Source organism: Mycoplasma bradburyae (genome assembly GCF_024339025.1).
In the GTDB taxonomy this organism is placed as follows: domain Bacteria; phylum Bacillota_I; class Bacilli_A; order Mycoplasmatales; family Mycoplasmoidaceae; genus Mycoplasmoides; species Mycoplasmoides bradburyae.
The window spans coordinates 502,001-525,288 of sequence record NZ_CP101415.1 but is presented as its reverse complement, the minus strand read 5'-3'; the positions used below and the strand labels follow the sequence as shown (position 1 = coordinate 525,288).

General features: G+C 28.0%; 14 protein-coding genes and 1 pseudogene. 12 read left to right on the top strand and 3 right to left on the bottom strand.

Features of this window, described 5'->3' with window-relative positions; translation table 4 throughout:
* The first annotated feature begins 264 nt into the window (after positions 1-264).
* The 11 genes and pseudogenes from NMG77_RS02155 to NMG77_RS02110 all read left to right on the top strand — a co-directional run bounded on the left by NMG77_RS02155 (position 265) and on the right by NMG77_RS02110 (position 17,583).
* The gene (locus NMG77_RS02155) at positions 265-2,121 is read left to right on the top strand and encodes a hypothetical protein (RefSeq protein WP_255045602.1); all 1,857 of its coding nucleotides are present in this window, start codon (positions 265-267) and stop codon (positions 2,119-2,121) included.
* Between the two features lie 334 nt (positions 2,122-2,455).
* Positions 2,456-4,324 carry a Vmc-like lipoprotein signal peptide domain-containing protein gene (locus NMG77_RS02150; RefSeq protein ID WP_255045601.1) on the top strand — a complete coding sequence of 623 codons (1,869 nt, stop codon included), beginning with the start codon at positions 2,456-2,458 and terminating at the stop codon, positions 4,322-4,324.
* 297 nt (positions 4,325-4,621) lie between these two features.
* A pseudogene (locus NMG77_RS03900) lies at positions 4,622-4,732 on the top strand (Vmc-like lipoprotein signal peptide domain-containing protein); the annotation flags it as partial.
* Between the two features lie 39 nt (positions 4,733-4,771).
* Positions 4,772-6,520, top strand: a complete 1,749-nt coding sequence (locus tag NMG77_RS02145) for a hypothetical protein (protein ID WP_255045600.1) — start codon at positions 4,772-4,774, stop codon at positions 6,518-6,520.
* 403 nt (positions 6,521-6,923) lie between these two features.
* Positions 6,924-8,804: a hypothetical protein gene (locus NMG77_RS02140; protein WP_255045599.1), complete on the top strand. Its 1,881-nt coding sequence runs from the start codon at positions 6,924-6,926 to the stop codon at positions 8,802-8,804.
* A 310-nt stretch (positions 8,805-9,114) separates the two neighbouring features.
* On the top strand, positions 9,115-10,989 hold the full coding sequence (locus tag NMG77_RS02135) for a hypothetical protein (protein WP_255045598.1): 1,875 nt from the start codon (positions 9,115-9,117) through the stop codon (positions 10,987-10,989).
* Positions 10,990-11,137: 148 nt separating this feature from the next.
* Complete coding sequence (locus tag NMG77_RS02130; protein WP_255045597.1) at positions 11,138-11,260, top strand: hypothetical protein; 123 nt, start codon at positions 11,138-11,140, stop codon at positions 11,258-11,260.
* 40 nt (positions 11,261-11,300) lie between these two features.
* Positions 11,301-13,175, top strand: a complete 1,875-nt coding sequence (locus NMG77_RS02125) for a Vmc-like lipoprotein signal peptide domain-containing protein (RefSeq protein WP_255045596.1) — start codon at positions 11,301-11,303, stop codon at positions 13,173-13,175.
* 173 nt (positions 13,176-13,348) lie between these two features.
* Positions 13,349-13,474 (top strand): hypothetical protein, encoded by a 126-nt coding sequence (locus NMG77_RS02120; RefSeq protein WP_255045595.1) that lies wholly within the window; start codon positions 13,349-13,351, stop codon positions 13,472-13,474.
* Between the two features lie 40 nt (positions 13,475-13,514).
* Positions 13,515-15,380, top strand: coding sequence for a hypothetical protein (locus NMG77_RS02115; RefSeq protein WP_255045594.1), 1,866 nt, complete (start codon positions 13,515-13,517; stop codon positions 15,378-15,380).
* Positions 15,381-15,699: 319 nt separating this feature from the next.
* Positions 15,700-17,583, top strand: a complete 1,884-nt coding sequence (locus NMG77_RS02110) for a hypothetical protein (RefSeq protein WP_255045593.1) — start codon at positions 15,700-15,702, stop codon at positions 17,581-17,583.
* 596 nt (positions 17,584-18,179) lie between these two features.
* Here the strand turns inward: NMG77_RS02110 and NMG77_RS02105 are convergent.
* Entirely contained in the window at positions 18,180-19,925 is a 1,746-nt protein-coding gene (locus tag NMG77_RS02105; protein ID WP_255045592.1) for a 1-deoxy-D-xylulose-5-phosphate synthase, read from the bottom strand.
* Positions 19,925-20,974 carry a heat-inducible transcriptional repressor HrcA gene (gene hrcA, locus NMG77_RS02100; RefSeq protein WP_255034309.1) on the bottom strand — a complete coding sequence of 350 codons (1,050 nt, stop codon included), beginning with the start codon at positions 20,972-20,974 and terminating at the stop codon, positions 19,925-19,927. The genes NMG77_RS02105 and hrcA overlap by 1 nt, the downstream gene beginning before the upstream one ends.
* A 22-nt stretch (positions 20,975-20,996) precedes the next feature.
* On the opposite strand from hrcA, the gene uvrC reads away from it, so the two are divergent.
* On the top strand, positions 20,997-22,775 hold the full coding sequence (gene uvrC / locus NMG77_RS02095; protein ID WP_255045591.1) for an excinuclease ABC subunit UvrC: 1,779 nt from the start codon (positions 20,997-20,999) through the stop codon (positions 22,773-22,775).
* Here the strand turns inward: uvrC and NMG77_RS02090 are convergent.
* Entirely contained in the window at positions 22,750-23,106 is a 357-nt protein-coding gene (locus NMG77_RS02090) for an IMPACT family protein (protein ID WP_255045590.1), read from the bottom strand. The two genes, uvrC and NMG77_RS02090, sit on opposite strands and share 26 nt — an antisense overlap.
* Positions 23,107-23,288 lie beyond the last annotated feature (182 nt).

Sequence of the window (23,288 nt, the reverse complement as noted above, 5' to 3'; positions counted from 1 at the left end):
AAAAAGTTATTAGAATCAAGTTAGTTTTATATAAAGAACAGTTATTAGTTAAATAAAATAGAAATCATAAATGTGTAGCACTTAATGTTGCTACACTTTTTATTTTATGTATATCTCACCATTTGAATTTAATCAAAACCCTTTATTTCTAGAAGAAGAAGAAGAAGAAGAAGAAGAAGGTTCTATCAGTTTTGAGGTAATTTCGTCGATTTTAGGTGGATAATCACTTCGATTTATTATTTTATTAATTGTTCAAAACAAAAAATGAAACAAAAAACTAAGAAATTATTACAACTTTCTTTTTCATTAGGTTTTTTAGCGACTACAGCTTTAGTTGCTACGTCTTGTAAACAGCCTGCGACTGTTGCGCCAAAACCAACAAACCCAATGCAACCTGGAAACGGATCAGGGTCAGAAACAACAACTCCTGGATCAGGTGAAACTATGCAACCTGGAAATAATTCAGGATCTGGAACAGGTACGACAACACCTGATAATACTGAAGCTAAAAATCAGTTAGACACAGTTATTGGTACAAAAGACACAAATCTTGCTTTATATTCAGATTATTCAATCATCAAATCTGAATTAACTAAAGCCTATGAAACAGCCAAGTCAGTTAGTGATAAAGCGAATGCTAGTAAAGAGGAATTAACAGTAGCTAAAACAACTTTAGAAACCGCTATTAACAAAGCTAAAACTGATAAAACTGATTTCGATTCTGAAAACGCTAACTTAGTTAATGCTTATGCAGCATTAAAAAACAAGTTATCTTCTAAAGAAACTGATTTAGCGATGATAAGTGAAACTAAATACCTTCCTATAAAAACTCACCTTGCTAATTTATATGACCAAGCTTCAACTATTATTAGTAATACATTGCAAGCTGATCCGAAACCTAATGAAGATAATTTATCTCAATTAAAAACTAATATTGAATCAGTTATTAGTAAATTAGATGATGAAAAAACTAATGTAAATCAATATTCAAAATTCAAATTGTTTAAAATTTCTAATAGTCAATTTGAAGGTAATTCATTATATTCCGCTAAGCCATCAAGACCTCAAAGTATAGTGGCATTTTCATCAAATTTCGATAATTCTAACGAAACATATCGTTGAAAATATGCTACTAGAAATATTATTGATGTTAACGATGAAGTCATAAATTCAGAACTTACAAGTGTAGGATGAATATATGATCTTAATACTAATTCTAATGAAAGATCTTTAACTTATAACATCGATTTCGAATACTATGCAGGAACTACTGCAACTTTATATTTTCCGTATAAAGCAACTAAAACAGACGAAAACAATAGTAACTTATCATTAAAATACAAATTAAATGATAAACCAATCATGAATTTTGATCTATCTAATGTAAAAGTTGACGGTATAGAAGTTGCTAAAATTCATTTAACAGATTTAAAATTTGGTAATAATAAAATAACATTTTCAACTGATGCAAATAAAAAAGCTCCGATGATAGGTAATATTTATATATCAGCAACATCAGAAACAGATGATGAGGTTTATGATGATATTTTCGGTAATATAAGATATTCTGATAATGCTAATAAAATTACCGTAAATTTTGCTAAAGGATATGGTTTAGCTAATAATGCGCTAGGTGGAGCTGACAATCAAAATACAATTATAAAAAAATTTAACGGAAGATTGGATAATCAAAATGCAGATGTTTATTATTTATTAGGTTATTTAGGAAGTAATACTAGATATAATAACCAATCAGGAATAGAAAGATATTACACTTTTTATGTAAATGCTCCTAAAGAAGGTGTTTATAGCATTAGCGGCTTCTATAATTCTGGCGAGAATAATAGAGGATTAACTTTTTGAAAAGGTCAATACGCAGCAACAGGAAACGAAAACGTTGCTAAATTTAATCTTACTATGTCCGGGGATTGATCTAATACTTTAAAATCATTTAATAAAGATCAAAAAATTGATGGAACTACAGGATCTCTGCGATTATCGAAAGGATTAAATAAAATTATAGTTTCTGGAAAAAATATGACTAGCCCAGCTCCTAATCTAGGTAATGTTACATTTACACTTGAAGAATCAACAGATTCATCTATGATATTAGAAAACTAATATCATTAAAATGCAGACTAAATATGTTATTAAAAAGGTCAAGTTAGTTATTTTTTGAAAAAATTAAAATAAAAGTTCAATATCAAAATAACAGTTATTAGTTAAATAAAATAGAAATCATAAATGTGTAGCAAATAATGTTGCTACACATTTTATTTTATGTCTATCCTAACACTAGAATTTAGATAAAACCCTTTATTTCTAGAAGAAGAAGAAGAAGAAGAAGAAGAAGAAGAAGAAGAAGAAGAAGCTTCTATCAGTTTTTAAGTAATTTCTCAAATTTTCGACGGATAATGTGCTCGATTTATTATTTTATTAATTGTTCAAAACAAAAATGAAACAAAAAACTAAGAAATTATTACAACTTTCTTTTTCATTAGGGTTTTTAGCAACTACAGCTTTAGTTGCTACATCTTGTAATCAACCTAAGACTGTTGCACCGAAACCGACAAACCCAATGCAACCTGGAAATGGATCGGGTTCTGAGACAACAACACCTGGAACAGGTGAAACTATGCAACCTGGAAATAATTCAGGATCTGGAACAGGCACAGCAACACCTGATAATACTGAAGCTAAAAATCAATTAAATGCATTGATTGATGGTGAAGATACTAAATTAGCTATGTATGATGATTACTCTGTAATAAAATCTACATTAGCTACTGCTTATGCGACAGCTAAAACCGTTGATGATAAAACAGATGCTACTAAGGATGAATTAGCTAATGCTATAACAACTTTGCAAGCTGCTATTACTAAAGCAGCAGCTGACAAAAAAGAATTTGATGACAAAAATATCGATTTAGTTACTGCGTATAAAACTTTAAAAAATACTCTTTCTGACAAAGAAACAAAATTAAATTCTTTAACAGAACCTAAATATCAAGGAATAAAAACATATTTAACAGAATTGTATAAAGTAGCTGAAACTATCACCGCTAATTCACTTCAAGCAAATGATTTAACTAAAGAAAAAATAGAAAAAACTAATACTGATATAACGACCTTTGTAAATGATATCGGTAAAAAGAGGGAAGATGTTGATCAGTTATCAGTATTTAAAAAAATAGTTATATCTTCTGATGGTTTTAAAGGCGATTTTGTTACAAAAACTGAACAAAATTCAAATTATAGTATAGTAGGTATTGGTTCTGATTTAAACGAACCTATTTCAAAATATGCAAAAAGGGTTATAAAAAACTTAGGAGAAACTCCGAATCCTACAGATGTTTCATGGATATATAGTTTGGTTTCTGAAACTGGCGATGGAAAGAAACCTGCTAGTTATGGTATAGAATTCGAGTATTATGGAGGTGAAAAACCAACATTATACTTCCCTTATAAATTAGTTAAAAGCAACGATAGAAATAATTTATCACTTAAATATAAATTAAATGATTCAGAAGCTAAAGATATAAATTTAGATGAACCAAAAGTAGATGAAATAAAAGTTGCTAAAATTCCTTTAGAAAACTTAAAATTAGGTGACAATAAAATATCTTTCACAACAGATTCTGGTAAAGTTTCTCCCATGATAGGAAATATGTATATTTCTTCTCTTGATACTAACGAAAATCAGATTTATAATGATATTTTTGGTACAGAATACGATGAGCAAAATCCGGATAAGATAACGGTTAATTTTGCTAAAGGTTATGGATTAGCTAATAAACAATGAACTAGCGGGAAAAACGCTACTATAATAACAAAATTACATGGTAAATTAGATAATCAAGAACCTGAAAAAGATTTTTATTTAGTTGGATATCTAGGGAATAGATATGATGGAAATAGTAATGATGCTTCAAATATAAAATTTTATACATTTTATGTTAATGTTCAAAAAGCAGGAAATTATGAAATTAGTGGAATATATAATTCAGGAGTAAATAGAGGTTTATCTTTTTATGTAGGAATGTATGGAGCTTCTGAATCTGGTTTACATGCTAAATTTACTAATTTAAATTCAGGAGATAATAATTGAGATAGTAAGGTAGCTGAATTTAAAAAAGGATCTAATAACAATAATCAACAAACATCTCTTAAATTATTAAGTGGTTTAAACAAAATTATAGTAGCTGGAGATCAAAATGCTAAAGATGCTCCTAATCTTGGTGATGTTACATTTACTTATATGCAATCTACTACACCTTCAACTGACGCAGCAACTAGAACTGATACTGCTAATTCAACGTCTTAATAAAGGCTTATAATAAAAAAGTGATCGCTAAGTTAGTTAATTTAAATAAGTTATTAAAACTAGTTAGTTTGTATATAAAGTTCGGCATAAAGAACAGTTATTAGTTAAATAAAATAAAAATCATAAATGTGTAGCACTTAATGTTGCTGCACATTTTATTTTATGTGTATAACACTACTTAAATTTCTTTAAAATCCTTTATTTCTAGAAGAAGAAGAAGAAGAAGAAGAAGAAGAAGAAGCTTCTATCAGTTTTATGGTCATTTTGCTGGTCTTGGACGGATAATGTGCTCGATTTATTATTTTATTAATTGTTCAAAACAAAAATGAAACAAAAACTAAGAAATTATTACAACTTTCTTTTTCATTAGGTTTTTTAGCAACTACAGCTTTAGTTGCTACATCTTGTAATCAACCTAAGACTGTTACACCAAAACCGACAAACCCAATGCAGCCTGGAAATGGATCAGGTTCAGAAGCAACAACTCCTGGATCAGGCGAAACTATGCAACCAGGAAATGGATCAGGATCTGGGACAACAACACCTGATAATAACGAAGCTAAAAATCAATTAGAATCAGTTATCAGTGGTGAAATGAATAATTTAGCAATGTATGACGATTACTCTATGATTAAATCTACATTAGCTCAAGCGTATGAAAAAGCTAAGTCAGTTAGTAAAAAATCAGATGCTAGTAAAGAAGAATTAACAACGGCTAAAACGACTTTAGAAACTGCTATTTCTACAGCTGCTAGTAGTAAGGATAAGTTTAATAAAGATAACGCCTCTCTAGTTTCTTCTTTTAATGCATTAAAAGAAAAAGTTAAAAATAAAAATTCAGTTATCTCACAATTAACAGATGACTATGGTTATATAAAAACTTATATAACAAATTTATATAAAAACGCATCAGATATTATAAATGCTGGATTGCAAGCGCAAACTGCTCCAAGAACTGAGGATGTTCAAACATTAAATTCGAATATTGATTCATCATCAGCAGATTTATCTAGTAAGAAAGAAGTTCTTGATCAATATTCAGCTTTTAAACCTTTTATTATTTCTAAGGATAATTTTAAAGGAAGTTTTGCTTATACAAACGATGCCCCAAGCACAGGAAGCAATATACAATCTACAGTAGGTTTTTCTTCTAATTTTGATAATGATGATAATTCAAATAAATGAAGATATGCTAGAAGAACTATCAAACAAGCTAGTGAAGAAGAAAGTAAAAATTACACTGACGTAAGTTGAATATATAGTTTAACTAGTTCAACAACGGGTGAAGATCAAACTTCTGCTAGCTATGATCTCGATTTTAATTATTACAGCGGAGATAAAGCAGTTCTGTACTTCCCTTACAAGGCTGCTAAATCAGATCAAGTTGTAACTGAAGGACAAGATAAAAAACTCTCATTAAAATATAAATTAAATGATAGTGAAGCTGTTGATATAGATGTATCTAAAGCTAAAGTAGATGGTATTGAAGTTGCTGAAATTGAATTGTCTAAATTAAATTTTGGTAAGAATACTATTTCATTTACAACAGATTCTGGTAAATCTGCTCCGATGATAGGTAATATGTATATATCACCAACAAAAGAAAACAAGAGTAAAGTTTACAATGCTATATTCGGAAATTCCGTTGATCAAGAAAATCCTGATAAGATTACGGTTGATTTAGCTAAAGGTTATGGTTTAGCTAATAAACGAAGTACTATATTTACTAAATTACATGGAACTCTAGATGGTGAAACTACAGCTAAAGATTACTATCAAATCGGTTTCTTAGGCGGTCGTCTTAATAATACAGGATCTAACGATTCAACAAATATACAATACTATACTTTTTATGTAAATATCCCTAAAGCTGGTGAGTATGATATAAGTGGAATATACAATTCAGGAGATAGTAGAGGTTTGTGATTCTGAATAGATAGTTATAATAATGATACCCCAAATACTAAAGCTAGTTTTAAAAATTTAATGTTTGGTACTTGAGAACAAAATAAATTTAAAAAATTTGATGTCGCTGACAAAAATCAACAAAATCCTACAAGTTTAAATCTGAATGTCGGTTTGAATAAAATTATTGTGTCAGGACTATTACCTAATAATTTGGCTCCGAATCTATTAAATGTAACATTTACATATAAAGATTCTAATCAAAGCGGTTCTATTAATAATAGAGAATAAAACACTAAATTTTTATTTTATAAGATTAGTCATAAAATAGAAGTAATCAAGATATTATTTACATTGAATGTATAAATAATATTAATATTTGAAGTTAATAAATATTCAATAGTGTCAAGTTAGTTATTTTAAAAAGTTATTAGAAACTAAGTTAGTTTTATATAAAGAACAGTTATTAGTTAAATAAAATAAAAATCATAAATGTGTAGCAATTAATGTTGCTGCACTTTTTATTTTATGTGTATAACAACACTTGAATTCCTTCAAAACCCTTTATTTATAGAAGAAGAAGAAGAAGAAGAAGAAGAAGAAGAAGAAGCTTCTATCAGTTTTTAAGTCATTCCACAGATTTTAGGTGGATAATTCGTTCGATTTATTATTTTATTAATTGTTCAAAACAAAAATGAAACAAAAAACTAAGAAATTATTACAACTTTCTTTTTCATTAGGTTTTTTAGCAACTACAGCTTTAGTTGCTACATCTTGTAATCAACCTAAGACTGTTACACCAAAACCGACAAACCCAATGCAGCCTGGAAATGGATCAGGTTCAGAAGCAACAACTCTTGGATCAGGCGAAACTATGCAACCAGGAAATGGATCAGGATCTGGGACAACAACACCTGATAATAACGAAGCTAAAAATCAATTAAAAGTATTGATTGATAGTAAAGATACGAAATTAGCTATGTATGATGATTATTCAATGATCAAATCCAAATTAGCTAATGCTTATGTGACAGCAAAAATAGTCAATGATAAAACGGATGCTACTAAAGATGAATTAACTAACGCTAAAACAACTTTAGAAACTGCTATAGCTACAGCTGCTAGTAGTAAGGATAAATTTGATAAAGATAATGCTCCTTTAGTTGCTCTATTTAAAACTTTAAAAGATAAAGTAGCAAATAAAGATTCTATTTTATCTACATTAACAGAAGATAATTACATTAAAACTTATATAACAGGTTTATATACAGAAGCGACTAATATAATAACTGCTGGACTACAACCTGCAACAGCGCTTGTGGCTAATAATCTAGAAACTTTAAGTAATAATATCGAGACATCAACATCGAATCTTGATATGAAGAAAAATACATTAGATGAATATTCTAATTACAAAAAGATTTTAGTAGATAGCGGAACATTTAAAGGTGATACGCTTTATAATAAAACATCTCCAGATAATCAAAGTATAGTTGCTTTTTCATCCGATTTTGATAATTCAAATATGAATTATCAATGAAGAACAGCTAGAAGATTGATTCATAAAGAAGATAAAGCTAAGAGTCTAGAAGTTACAAGCGTTGGATGAATTTATAATTTAAATTCAATGATGGGTGATGATAAAAAAGCGGCTAGTTACGATTTAGATTTTAACTATTATAGTGGAAGTTCAGCTAAATTATATTTCCCTTATAAAGCAGCTAAAACAGAGCAAGCTAGTGATGTTCAAAACAAATTATCTTTAAAATATAAACTAAATAATAAAGAAGCTGTAGCAGTTAATTTAGATATGGCTAAAGTAGACGGAATAGCTGTAGCTAAAATTGATTTAACAGATTTAAATTTTGGTAAAAATACAATTTCATTCACTACTGACGCAGATAAAGCTGCTCCTATGATTGGTAATTTCTATATTACGAATGCAGATAAAGACTCTAATGTTGTTTATAATGATATTTTTGGGAATGAATATGCAACTGATAACCTTAATAAAATAACCGTTAATTTAGTTAAAGGTTATGGTTTAGCTAATAAAGGTATAGGAGTGATGGATAATGGTAATGATGCGAGTACTGATTTTTCTAAATTAACTGGGAAATTAAATGATCAGGGAGAAAATAAAGATTATTATTTATTGGGTTATTTAGGACTTAGCAATCCAGTTAATTCTGAACATTCTGCAAACGAAAAATATTATACATTTTATGTAAATGCTCCGAAAGCTGGGGTATATGATATTAGTGGAATATATAACTCTGGTTCGAATGTAGGGTTAACATTCTGGGTTGATACATTTAATAACAACATGAATAATTCACTTGCTAAGTTTAAAAATCTAATGTTTGGTAGATGAGAAGAAAAAAAACTTAATGTTTTTGATTCAAATAAGAAATTTGATAATATGACCCCTACAAGTTTAAATCTTAAGGCAGGTTTAAACAAAATTATAGTTTCAGGATTAACAGGTAATCAACAAGCTCCTAATCTAGTGAATGTAACATTTACTTTACATGAACAAAATCCATCTGCAAATACTGAAATGGCTAATCATTAATAAATAAAATTAAGTAAAAATATAGCCAAGTTAATTATTTAAAAAGTTATTAGAAAACAAGTTAGTTTTATATAAAGAACAGTCATTAGTTAAATAAAATAAAAATCATAAATGTGTAGCAATTAATGTTGCTGCACATTTTATTTTATGTGTATAACACTACTTAAATTTCTTTAAAATCCTTTATTTCTAGAAGAAGAAGAAGAAGAAGAAGAAGAAGAAGAAGCTTCTATCAGTTTTATGGTCATTTTGCTGGTCTTGGACGGATAATGTGCTCGATTTATTATTTTATTAATTGTTCAAAACAAAAATGAAACAAAAAACTAAGAAATTATTACAACTTTCTTTTTCATTAGGTTTTTTAGCAACTACAGCTTTAGTTGCTACATCTTGTAATCAACCTAAGACTGTTACACCGAAACCAACAAACCCAATGCAACCAGGAAATGGATCGGGATCTGGAACAGGTGAAACTATGCAACCAGGAAATGGATCAGGAACTGGAACAGGAACAACGACAACACCTGATAATAGCGAAGCAAAAAATCAATTAAAAGTATTGATTGATAAGGAAAATGATACTGTAGGTTTATACAACGATTATTCTATTATTAAATCTTCATTAGTTGCTGCTTATAATAACGCTAAAGAAGTTAGTAAAAAATCAACAACAACTAAAGATGAATTAACTTCAGCTAAAACAACATTGCAAGCAGCGATAGATAAGGCTGCTGCTGATAAAACAATTTTTGATAAAGAAAATTCAGAATTAGTTGAAGCATACAAAGAATTAAAAATAAAATTAACAAATAAAGATTCTACATTATCTATGATAGATAATGATCCATATATAAAAACTTATATTTCTAATCTTTATACAGAAGCCTCAAATATTGTAACTTCTGGTTTACAACCAACTAAAGCTCTTGTAGTTCAAGATTTAAAAATATTAAACGAAAATATTCAATCATCAACTACAAATTTAGAGCAAAAGAAAGAAGTGGTTAATCAATATTCAAATTTTAAAAAATTTGTAATATCAGAAACTAATTTTAAAGGCGACACTCTTTATGACAAAGTTTCACCTGACACCCAAAGTATAGTAGCTTTCTCTTCAAATTTTGATAACTCTCCAGATGATTATAAATGAAGAACTGCAAGAAGACTAATAGATAAAGAAGAAAAAACTAAAAGTTTAGAAGAAACTAATGTTAGTTGAATTTATAACTTAAATACAAAAACTGAAGAAGGTAAAATACAAGCCTCTTATGATATTGAGTTTGAATATTATAGTGGCAATTCTGCTAAATTGTATTTTCCTTACAAAGCTATAACAACAGAACAAGGCTCAAATCCATCTACAAAACTTTCACTAAATTACAAACTTAATAACGATGAAGTTAAATCTATTGATTTAACAAAAGCAAAAGTAGATGCGATTGAAATTGCTGAAATAGAATTAACTAATTTAAATTTTGGGTTAAACAAAATTTCATTCACTACAGAAGCTGAGAAAGCTGCTCCTATGATCGGTAATATTTATATTACTAAATCTGATAAAAATCCTAATGATGTTTATGACGATATTTTTGGTAATGAACGTACTAATGATAACCCTAATCAAATTACAGTTAACTTTGTTAAAGGATATGGTTTAGCTAATAAAGGTATAGGAGTTATAAGAAACGGTCAAAAAGAAAGTACTGATATTTTCAAACTAACAGGAAAATTAGATGGTGTAGGTACTGATAAGGATTATTATCTTTTAGGATATTTAGGAAATAGCGTTTCTCCATCAGATTTAACATCTAGCAACCAAAAATATTACACATTTTATGTAAACGCTAATGAAGCAGGGACATATGAAATTAGCGGTGTATTTTGATCTGGTGAAAAAAGAGGGTTGTCTTTTTGAGTAGATGAATATAATAATCAATTAAATGATAAACATACAAAATTTAAGGATTTAATGCTTGGAAATTGGATGGAGAAAAAAATAAAGATTTTTAATGTCGATAACAAAGATGATGGTGGAACAGGATCATTAGTTTTGAAACAGGGATTAAATAAAATTATAGTTTCAGGTAAAGACTCTAATAAAGAAGCTCCAAACCTAGGAAATGTAACATTTACACTTAAAGAATCTACTGAACCCACTGCATCGACAGCTGCTGTTAGTCATTAATAGTATATTGATAGAATTAAGCGTGTGCCAAGTTAGTCACTAAAAAGTTATTAAAAACTAAGTTAGTTTTATATAAAGAACAGTTATTAGTTAAATAAAATAAAAATCATAAATGTGTAGCAATTAATGTTGCTGCACTTTTTATTTTATGTGTACAACAACACTTGAATTCCTTCAAAACCCTTTATTTCTAGAAGAAGAAGAAGAAGAAGAAGAAGAAGAAGAAGCTTCTATCAGTTTTATGGTCATTTTGCTGGTCTTGGATGGATAATGTGCTCGATTTATTATTTTATTAATTGTTCAAAACAAAAATGAAACAAAAAACTAAGAAATTATTACAACTTTCTTTTTCATTAGGTTTTTTAGCAACTACTGCATTAGTTGCTACATCTTGTAATCAACCTAAGACTGTTACACCTAAACCGACAAACCCAATGCAACCTGGAAATGGATCAGGCGCAGAAACAACAACTCCTGGATCAGGCGAAACTATGCAACCAGGAAATGGATCAGGATCTGGGACAACAACACCTGATAATAGCGAAGCTAAAAATCAATTAGACATAGTTATTAATGCAAAAGATGCAAACCTTGCTTTATATTCAGATTATTCAATGATTAAATCTGAATTAACTAAAGCTTATGAAGCTGCTAAGTCAGTTAGTGATAAAACAAATGCTAGTAAAGAAGAATTAGCTAGCGCAAAAACAACTTTAGAAGTTGCTATTAATAAAGCTAAAACTGATAAAACTGATTTTGATAGCAAAAATACTAATTTAGTGTCTGCATATACAGCATTAAAAGATAAATTAACTTCTAAAGAATCAGATTTAGCGATGATAACTGATGATAAGTATTTACCAATAAAAAACCATCTTGATAATTTATACAATCAAGTTTCAACTATTATTAGTAATACATTGCAAGCTGACCCAAAGCCTAGTGAAGAGAATTTAACTCAATTAAAAACTAATATTGAATCAGTTATTAATAAATTAGATGAAGAAAAGGATAACATAAATCAATATTCTAATTTCAAATTGTTTGCAATCGATAACAACAATTTTAAAGGTGATTTAAAATACAATAAACAACCTTTAGATTCTCAAAGTTTAGTTGGTTTTTCTTCTGATTTCGATAATTCTGTTCCAGATAATCAATGAAGATATGCTAAGCGAATCATAAAAAACATAACACCTGCTAATGAAAGTTTTAAACATACAAATGTTTCTTGAATATATAGTTTAGATAGTCAAGATAATGCGCAAACTCTAGGAAGTTATGATATTACTTTTAAATATTATGGTGGTCCTAGCGCTAAATTATACTTCCCTTACAAAGCGAGTAAAAATTCTGATACTCAAATGAATGGAACATCTAATAATAAACTTTCGTTAAAATATAAATTGAACGGTGGTGATTTTGTAAATATTGATGTTTCTAATGCTAAGGTTGACTCTATAGATGTTGCTGAAGTTAATTTAGATAATTTAAATTTTGGAGAAAATGTTATTTCTTTTTCAACAGAAATGAATAAAACTGCTCCTATGATTGGTAATATTTACATTTCATCTTCTGATGCGGATAAAAATGGAATATTAAATGATATTTTTGGCAATAAAAAAGATGAACACAACCCTAATAAAATAACAGTAAATTTTGTAGAAGGATATGCTCTTGGTAATAAAGCTTATGGAGTTAGTGAAGCTACTATATTAACTAAATTAAATGGTAAATTAGATGAAGATGTTATGAGTAAAGATTATTATTTAATTGGTTATTTAGGGAAAGGTGCTTCTAATAATAACAACCAAGACTCAAATATAAGATATTACACTTTCTACGTTAATGCTCCTAAAGCCGGAATGTATGAAATAAGTGGTATTTATAATTCTGGTGAAAATAGAAGTTTATCTTTTTCAAAAGATCGATTAAATAATACTGAATCTAATTCTAAAGCTGTATTTACAACTCCTAAGCACGGGGAATGAGACCAAAATAAATTAAAAACATTTAATGCTCAAAATAATAAAGTTGATAACCAACCTACAAAATTACAATTAACAAAAGGATTAAATAAAATAATTGTATCTGGTAAAGAGAATAATAATATGGCTCCTAATTTAGGGAATGTAACATTTACATTCAAAGAGACTGTTGCACCTACTGGTGGAGGTAATGCATAATTTTTTATTTAATTAACTTAAATATAAAGTTAAGTTAAAAAACAATTATTTGCCAAGTTAGTCACTAAAAAGTTATTAAAAACAAAGTTAGTTTTATATAAAGAACAGTTATTAGTTAAATAAAATAAAAATCATAAATGTGTAGCACTTAATGTTGCTACACTTTTTATTTTATGTATATATTACCAATTAAATTTAAGCAAAACCCTTTATTTCTAGAAGAAGAAGAAGAAGAAGAAGAAGAAGAAGAAGAAGCTTCTACCAGTTTTAGGTTCATTTTCTTGGTTTTGGACGGATAATGAGCTCGATTTATTATTTTATTAATTGTTCAAAACAAAAATGAAACAAAAAACTAAGAAATTATTACAACTTTCTTTTTCATTAGGTTTTTTGGTGACTACTGCGTTAGTTGCTACATCTTGTAATCAACCTAAGACTGTTACACCAAAACCGACAAACCCAATGCAGCCTGAAAATGGATCAGGAACAACAACACCTGGAACAGGCGAAACTACTCAACCAGGAAATGGTTCAGGAACAACAACATCTGATAATAGCGAAGCTAAAAATCAATTAAAAGCGTTAATTGATAAAGAAAACGATAATTTAGGTTTGTATGCTGATTATTCAGCTATAAAATCAGCATTAGTTACTGCTTATACTGCTGCTAAAGAAGTTGATAATAAAGCGGATGCAACAGTTCAAGAATTAACAGATGCTAAATCTAAATTAGATACTGCTATTAATAAAGCTAATGCAGATAAAACTGCCTTTAATTCTGAAAATGCTGATTTAGTTACCGCTTATATGGCATTAAAAAATAAGTTATCTTCTAAAGAAACTGATTTAGCGAAGATAGATGATAGTTTCACATCAATTAAGAATCATCTTAATGATTTATATGTTCAAGCTTTATCCGTTATCGATAAAACATTGCAATCAGAACCCAAACCTAATAAAGGTGATATTGAAAAATTAACTTCGGATATTACTAGTGTAATAACTAATATAGACGAAGAAAAAGCTAATGTTACTGAATACTCTAAATTTAAGTTATTTAAAATAGAAGGCGCTAACTTCAAAGGTGAATTCGAAAATGCATCTAATCCTGCGACAACTCAAAGTTTAGTTGCTTATTCTCAAGATTTTAATTATCAAGATAATAATAAATGAAAATTCGCAAAGCGAACAATTATAAATGCTGTTGATAATTCTAAAGATATAACTAATGTAGGTTGAATTTATAATTTAGATACAAAAGCAGATCAATCTGAAAATGAAACAGCGAATTATGAAATAAAATTCAAATACTATGGCGGATCTAAAGCTGTATTGTATTTCCCTTATAAATTAGTTAAAAATGAAGCTGATAAAACTAAGATCTCATTGAAATACAAATTAAATAACGATGATGCTGCTTCTATAGATGTATCAGATGCAAAAGTTGATAGTATAAGTATAGCTAAGGTTGATTTAAGTAATCTTAATTTTGGTGATAATACAATTTCTTTTTCTACTGAAAATGGTAAAATGTCGCCAATGTTTGGTAACATCTATATATCAATTAATGAACAATCATTAAATCAAGTACGTGATGATATTTTTGGAAACGTAAAAACAAGCGAAAATCCTAATAATATTATTGTAGATTTTGCTAAAGGTTATGGTTTAGCTAACAAGTCATTCAGTTTTTCAAACGGTACTCAAATTAAAAAATTTGAAGGTAAAATGAAAGACATGGGAAATCCTAACACTTATTATTTATTAGGTTATTTAGGTAAGGGTGTAACAAATGGTAATAATCAAAAAGATAATGTTAGATATTACACATTTTATGTAAACGCACCTAAAGATGGAATATATGAAATTAGCGGTATATACAATTCAGGCGCTATGGGGCAAGATCAAAGAGGATTATCGTTCTGAAAAGATGAATATAACTCAACTGAACCTGGTAAATTTGCAAAATTTGACACTCCAAAATCTGGGGAATGAAATACTTCTGTAGATATTTTTGATAAAAGAAATATGGTAGCTAATTCGTCGTCAACCCTTCATCTAACAGAAGGATTAAATAAAATTATAGTTTCTGGAAAAGAAATTAATAAAGAAGCACCTAACTTAGGTAATGTTACATTTACTTTTAAAGAAACTACACCTACTCCATCTTCTTCTACGGATTCAGTTTCTGCAACAACAAGATAATACTAAAAATATAATTAATCAATTAATTGCCAAGTTAGTTAAAATAAAAGATATTAGAAGTCAAGTTAGTTTTATATAAAAATAGTTATTAGTTAAATAAAATAAAAATCATAAATGTGTAGCATTTAATGTTGCTACACTTTTTATTTTATTTATATCTTACCACTTAAATTTAAGCAAAACCCTTTATTTCTAGAAGAAGAAGAAGAAGAAGAAGAAGAAGAAGAAGAAGAAGCTCCTATCAGTTTTAGGGTCATTTAGTCGATTTTGGACGGATAATTCGTTCGATTTATTATTTTATTAATTGTTCAAAACAAAAATGAAACAAAAAACTAAGAAATTATTGCAACTTTCTTTTTCGTTAGGGTTTTTAGTAACTACAGCTTTGGTTGCTACATCTTGTAATCAACCTAAGACTGTTACACCAAAACCAACAAACCCAATGCAACCTGGAAATGGATCAGAAACAACAACTCCTGAATCAGGTGAAACTATGCAACCAGGGTCTGGGTCAGGATCTGGTGCTGGAACAACAACACCTGATAATGCTGAAGCTAAAACTCATCTAGAATCAGTTATTAGTAGTGAAATGCAAAAATTATCTATGTATAATGATTATTCTGTAATTAAATCTACATTAGCTAATGCTTATGCGACAGCTAAAACAGTTTATGGTAAAGCAGATGCTACTAAAGATGAATTAACTAACGCTAAAACAGCTTTAGAAACTGCTATAGCTACAGCTGCTAGTAACAAGAATAAATTTGATAATGAACATACTGATTTAGTTACTTCTTTTAATTCATTAAAAGAAACTCTTAGTCATAAAGAAACTAATTTAAATTCATTGGTAGATTCTAGATATCAAGGACTAAAAACTATTTTAGTTAATTCATATAATGATGCTCAAGGTATTGTCACAAAAACTCTTCAAGCAGAAGGATTAAATAAACAACAAATAGATAATGCTAATTCAGCTATTACATCTATAACTACTGATTTAACTAATAAGAAAGCAAATATAGACTCATATTCATCATTTAAAAAGTTTGAAATAAATGAAGCTAATTTTCATGGTGATTTTATGTATACTAGTAAGCCAGCTACTAGTCAAAGTATAGTTTCTTTTTCTTCGTCATTTGATTATGCTGCTAGTGGTAAAATGTGAAGATATGCAAAAAGAACTATAAATGGAGCAAGTAATAATTCAGAAATAACTGATGTATCTTGAATATATAGTTTAGATAAGGGAACTGGTTCAGCTAATAATAGTAATGCTAGTTATGATATTGAATTTGAATACTATGGAGGATCTACCGCAACTTTATATTTTCCTTACAAGGCTGCTAAAACAGAACAAGTAAGTTCTGGTAGCGAAACAAATGATAAATTATCATTAAAATACAAATTAAATGATGAAACTGAATCAAAACCTATAAATATATCTGATGCTAAATTAGATGAAATAAAAATAGCTAAAGTTGATTTAACAAATCTTAAATTTGGTATGAATAAGATATCATTTTCGACAGAACAAAGCAAATCAGCTCCGATGATAGGTAATATTTATATATCTACAACTGATGAAACATTAGATGATGTTAGAGATAACATTTTTGGAAATGTAAGAACAGAATCAAAACCTAATGAAATAACTGTTGATTTTGCTAAGGGTTATGGATTAGCTAATAAAGCTATTGATGTAAGAGAAGGAACAATCATCAAAAAATTAACAGGAAATATAGTAGGGACTAGCGAAAACAACACATACTATTTATTAGGATATTTAGGTAAAGGCGTCCCTAACACTAACAACAATCCTGAAAATGTTAGATACTACACTTTTTATGTTAATGCTAAAAAAGCTGGAATGTACGAAATTTCAGGCGTTTATAACTCAGGTGAAAATAGAGGTTTAACATTCTGAAAAGGCGGATATAATGTTACAACCGGAACAGGTGTAAAAGCTGCTTTTCATAATTTAAACTCAACTCCTAATAACTGAAATGATAAATTAAAAACGTTTAATAAGGATCAAAAAGTTTCTAATGAAGCTTCTAGCTTGTTATTATCAGTTGGTTTAAATAAAATTGTTGTATCAGGACTTACCCCTAATAACGAATCTCCTAATTTAGGTAATGTAACATTTACTTTAACTGAAGATTCTAGTTCTACAGAAACTTCTAATGAAACTAGAAATTAATATAGTAGCAAACATCATATAACAATCGCCAAGTTAGTTAATTTAAAAAGTTATAAAAAGTAAGTTAGTTTTACACAAAGAACAGTTATTAGTTAAATAAAATAAAAATCATAAATGTGTAGTAATTAAGCTACACATTTTTATTTCATATCAATATATGTGAAATTTATAGAAAATAAAAATAATAATTTCATAAAAAATAAGAAAATTTACCGATATTTATTAAATAAATTTAAGAGAAATCAAAGATAAAATTATGAAAAAATTCTGAATAATTTTTAACAAAAAATAATTAATAATTCGAAAATAACCTAATAATTAAAAAATAAAAAAAACTAAAAATATACGAGTATATTTTGATAAAAAGCAGATAATAGTTTGATTCATATAAGAAAAATAATCAAGAATTTTAAACTAATTTTACTGTCAAAATATCGACAATAAATCAAAAATTAAATGAAAACATTTTAATAAAAATCTGATATTCCTAGAATAAGTTCAAAACTTCTTACAACATACTTATAAACAAACAATAAGGATTGCTTTATAAGCAATCCTTATTCTATACCTTATAAATAAAACCTTAAATTAACTATTTACCACTTAATATCTTGTATTATCTTGTCTATCACTTGTCGATGTCCCATATTATGTTTAACTAATAGATCATCATTATTACCATGTTGTGGAATATCTTTAAAGTTAAAGATATGTAACCTTTTATTTTGATAGTTATTATTAACTATCAAACGATAAAACTCATTAGCTAACCCAACATTATGATAAATATCTTCATAAAGATAGATATCATCATATTGTTCTAAGATCTTGATAATATTTTTATCAAGATCATCTCCATGTACTAAGATAGCATCATAACAATCAACATAGTTAATGTTATGATGATCCAATAGTTTCTTAAAAGTGTTAGCATTATTGTTATATGAGATTAATGCTGTTCTATTAAGAATCATAGTTAAATTTAGTTTAACCCATTCGTTGATATTATCAAATCCTTGATAATAGATTTGATAATTATCAAATGGATTGAAATACCGGTTGTAGCGAATTGCTACAACATCTGTGGTGTTGTTAGCGAATTGATCAATTAGTTTTTTTAATACGATTGGATTACTAGCTGCGTAGATCTTTGATCTTGGAGTGTTTTTGATCATTCCAATATCAAAGATTCCGTGGTGTGAAGCTCCTTCTGTTCCGTTAAGTCCGCAACGATCAATTAAGAGGTTCACGCCTAATTTAAGTCTTGATAAATCATGGATTAATTGATCATAACTACGTTGTAAAAATGTTGAATAAATTGGTAAATAAACTGGTAGTTTATTTAGACTAATTCCAGAAGCCATACTTAGAGCATGTTCTTCTGATATTCCGACATCGATATAATTCTTTTTATACTGATCAATTAGATCAATAAATCCAGTAGCATAAGTCATAGCTGGATTAATTAATGCTAGTTTATCTTTCTTAGCTAGTTTTTCTTTAAGATAACTAGCAGCTATATACCCAGCTTGATCTTGATATTTCTTATTAGATGTATTGGAACTATGATAAGTTCCAATACGGTCTAATTCTGCTTGTTTTAACCCTTTACCTTTAATAGTTTTTACATGAACTATTACAGGTTTATGTTTAACTAGTTGTTTAGCTTGTTCAAAAGCTTTGAATAAGTCTTCTAAATTATGACCATTATCAACTTTGATGTAGTCATAATTTAGTTGCTTAAAGAAGTTCTTATCGTCATCTTGTAGATTAGCTAATAACTTGTTAAATTCCCCAAAGTTTTGTGAGATTGACATATTGTTATCATTAATCACAATAATCATCTTGTGATTATAATAACTGATATTGTTGATTGCTTCAAATGCTAAACCACTAGCTATACTACCATCCCCAATTACGGGAATGATTAGTTGATCTTTATTTAGTAAATTATTACTAAATACTAACCCACTAGCAACACTTAAAGAATTTGAAGTATGACCACCTGCGTAATAGTCATACTTTGATTCGTTCATATCTTGTAATCCACTCAATCCGTTAGTTTGACGGATTGAGTCAAATTGATCGAATCTTCCAGTTATCATCTTATGAACATAAGCTTGGTGGCTCGTATCATAAAATACCTTATGATCATTAAGATTAAAACTATAAGCTAGTGCAATACTTAGTTCTACAATCCCTAGATTAGAAGATCAATGAATTGATTTTTTATTACCTAAATCAATTAAGTAGTTTCTAATCTCGTTAGCTAATTCAGATAGATCTGATTTCTTAAGTTTTAAGAAATCATCATAAGTTTTAATTGTTTTTAATAATTTCATTAATCTTTTTTATTGTTATCTTCTAAAGACAAAGAACTATGGTCAATCTTTTCGACTTGTTCTTTTAAAATATTTAGCAATCCTTTGATCTTACCGTATTCCATACGGTTAGGACCAACAATTGCAATATGGTGTTTGTTTTGATCAGTTTCAATTACTGTAGATGCTACTGATACCCCATCAATACCAAATTCATTACCAAAAGTAATGGCTGATTTACCGGTTTTTTGGTGCATAAATGAGATCTGTTCTCATATTGATGTGTTTTCAAGTAAATTTAAAATCTCGCTTAGTTTATTATGATCATGAAACTCTGGATGAATAACTAGTTTTTTAGTTCCTTTGATATTAATCGTGCTCTTTTCATTAATATCAAAGATATAATTAACAATTCTTTGCATTACGAATTCGTATTCATGTACTTTTTTACGAACAATTTCTTTAATCGCGCTTAACTTATCTTTTAATTCAATAAACGGAGTATCAATCAACCGATCATTAAAAATCTGTACGCAAGTTGATACATCGTTATATTGAATTAAACTTTCGTATTTAATTGTTTTTTTAATTACCTCACCAGAAGAAGATACAATCAAGATTAATGCTGTAGTATCATTAATCTTGATTAGATCCATCTTTCTTAATAAATCATATGATTTGAATTTAGTGATGACAGAAGGGAGATTGGTAACATTATTAATAAATTCAACGGATTGTTCAATTACTTCGTCAATTGAATGATAACGCTTAGTTAAGATTGCCATTAACTTTTGTTTTAAGTTATCTGAAATCTGGGTTTCAGCTAAGTGTTTTTCATAATACTTATAACCTTTAATGGTTGGTACCCTTCCTGCTGAAGTGTGAGGTTTTTCAATATATTTTTCTTTTTCTAACACCGACATATCATTACGAATCGTCGCACTAGATACTTCGTTATTAAAATATTTCTCTAAAATTATCTTAGATCCAACAGCACTAGCTGTTGAGATATACTCATTAATAATTGCTTTTAGTATTAGAATTTGTCGATCTGTCAATTTATTAATCATAATAATAAAATTATATAAGACAATGAATTTTAATCTTAAACAAAAGATGGATAACGCACCTAAAAAACCTGGGTGCTACCTATGAAGAAATAATCTTAATGAGATTATTTATGTAGGTAAAGCTAAGAATATCTACAAAAGAATCCATCAATACTTTAACGGTCCTAAAGATTTAAAAACCTCTAAACTAGTCAATGATATCAACGATGTTGATTTCATTGAAGTTAATAATGAAAATGAAGCATTATTACTTGAAGCAAACCTGATTAAAAAACATAAACCAAGATATAATATCCTATTAAAGGATAACAATGGTTATCCTTATATTTTAATAACAAAAGAAAAATATCCAAGATTATTATATACAAGAAACTTTGAACCTAAAAAAGGGAAATACTATGGACCATTTGCTTCAAGCGAACTAAAAGCTTATGATCTATATAATCTTTTATTAAAACTGTTTCCCTTAAGAAACTGTTTTAATAAGAAAAAAAGAAAGTGTGAGTTTTATGATTTAAATTTATGCATGAAAGCATGCACTCATGAAGTAACTGATGAAGATTATGAAGTTGTTAAAAAAAAGATTGATTATTTTTTTAACAACGGAGCTGATCAAGTATTAGATAACCTAAAACAAAAAGAAGAATTAGCTAGTCAAAAACTTGATTTTGAACTAGCTAAAAAATACCTAGATTTACAAAAAGCTATTAAACTCATCTTTGATAAGCAGATCATCAATCTGTACAATAACAAAGAACGGATTGATGTACTTGCTTATCAAACTAAGGATAATGTAATAAGTATAGTTTTATTCTCTTATGTTGATGGTAAGTTGGTATCTAAAAACAGCTTATGTGATTTTTATTATGCTTCTGAACAAGAGGTATTAACTTCATATATCACACAATACTATAAGGATAATATCAAGCCTAAAACATTATATGTTTCACTAAATGAAGAGAACGCTAAACTATTAGAAAATAGTTTATCTATAGAACTAATCAATCCAGTATCTGGTAAGATGTATGAAATCATGTATCTTGCATTACAGAATGTAAGCAGTTTATTAGATCAAAAATATGAAAGTTTAGTTAAAAAAGAAAGATCAATTGATCAAGCTCTTGATCAATTGAAAGATCTACTTAAACTAGATAAGCTTAATCTTATTGAAGTCTATGATAACTCTAATCTATTTAATACAGACAAAGTATCAGCTATGGTAGTTTTTGAAAATAAGAAGTTTAATAAGAAAAAATACCGTAAGTATAAGATTAAAGATAATGATAATCAGGGTGATTATCATTATATGTATGAAGTGTTGTATCGTAGGTTGTATAGTTGTATTAAGAATAATTTAGTAGATTTAGCTGATCTGATTATTCTAGATGGAGGCAAACTACAAGTATTAGCAGCTAAGAAAGTTATTAATGATCTAGATCTACATAATAAAGTTAATGTAATCGGATTAGCTAAAAACAATAAACACCAAACAGATAAATTAGTAGATTATGATCTTAATGAGTATGATTTAGATAAACGATCAGAATTGTACTTCTTCTTAGCAAACTTGCAAGAAGAAGTACATAAGTTTGCAATTAGTTTTTTTAGAAAAACTAAAACTAAGTCTTTTTATGATTCAATATTAGATGATATCAAAGGATTAGGTAAGAAAAGGAAGGATAAATTATTAGAACACTTTAAGAGTGTTGATAATATAAAAAAGACTTCTTTAGAAAACCTAAGTCAAGTAGTGCCACTAGAAGTAGCTAAAAACATTAAGCAGAAATTAGATCAACAGTAGCGATAGCAGTTTTTCGATAAGCTTTAATCAATCCTCCAGCTCCTAGTTTTATTCCTCCAAAATACCGAACAACAAAAACGACATAACCATATAATTCTTTAGTTCTTAAAAGGTCATAAATAGGTTTGCCGGCTGTATTTTTAGGTTCGCCATCATCATTGTAGCCACCTGATTCTACACCGTTATCTTTAAAAAGATAACCATAGCAAATATGGCGGGCTTTTTTATATTCTTTTCTTAGATTATCAAGATGTTTTTTGATTTCATCTTTTGATGAAATTTGATAATAAATACCTATAAATTTTGAGTTCTTAAAAATTAGTTCAACCATTAATTTAATTATAAAAAAACTAAGTGATAAATAATGAGGTTTTGAAATGTGTTTGTGATTGTTGTTTTTATAGTTTAATAGTGATCCTTAATAAGCAAGATTTTATTAATAAAAATCTTTTTTATTGTTTAACTATATTTAATGAATTTAATGATCTTTATTTAAGAGTATTGTATTAAGTA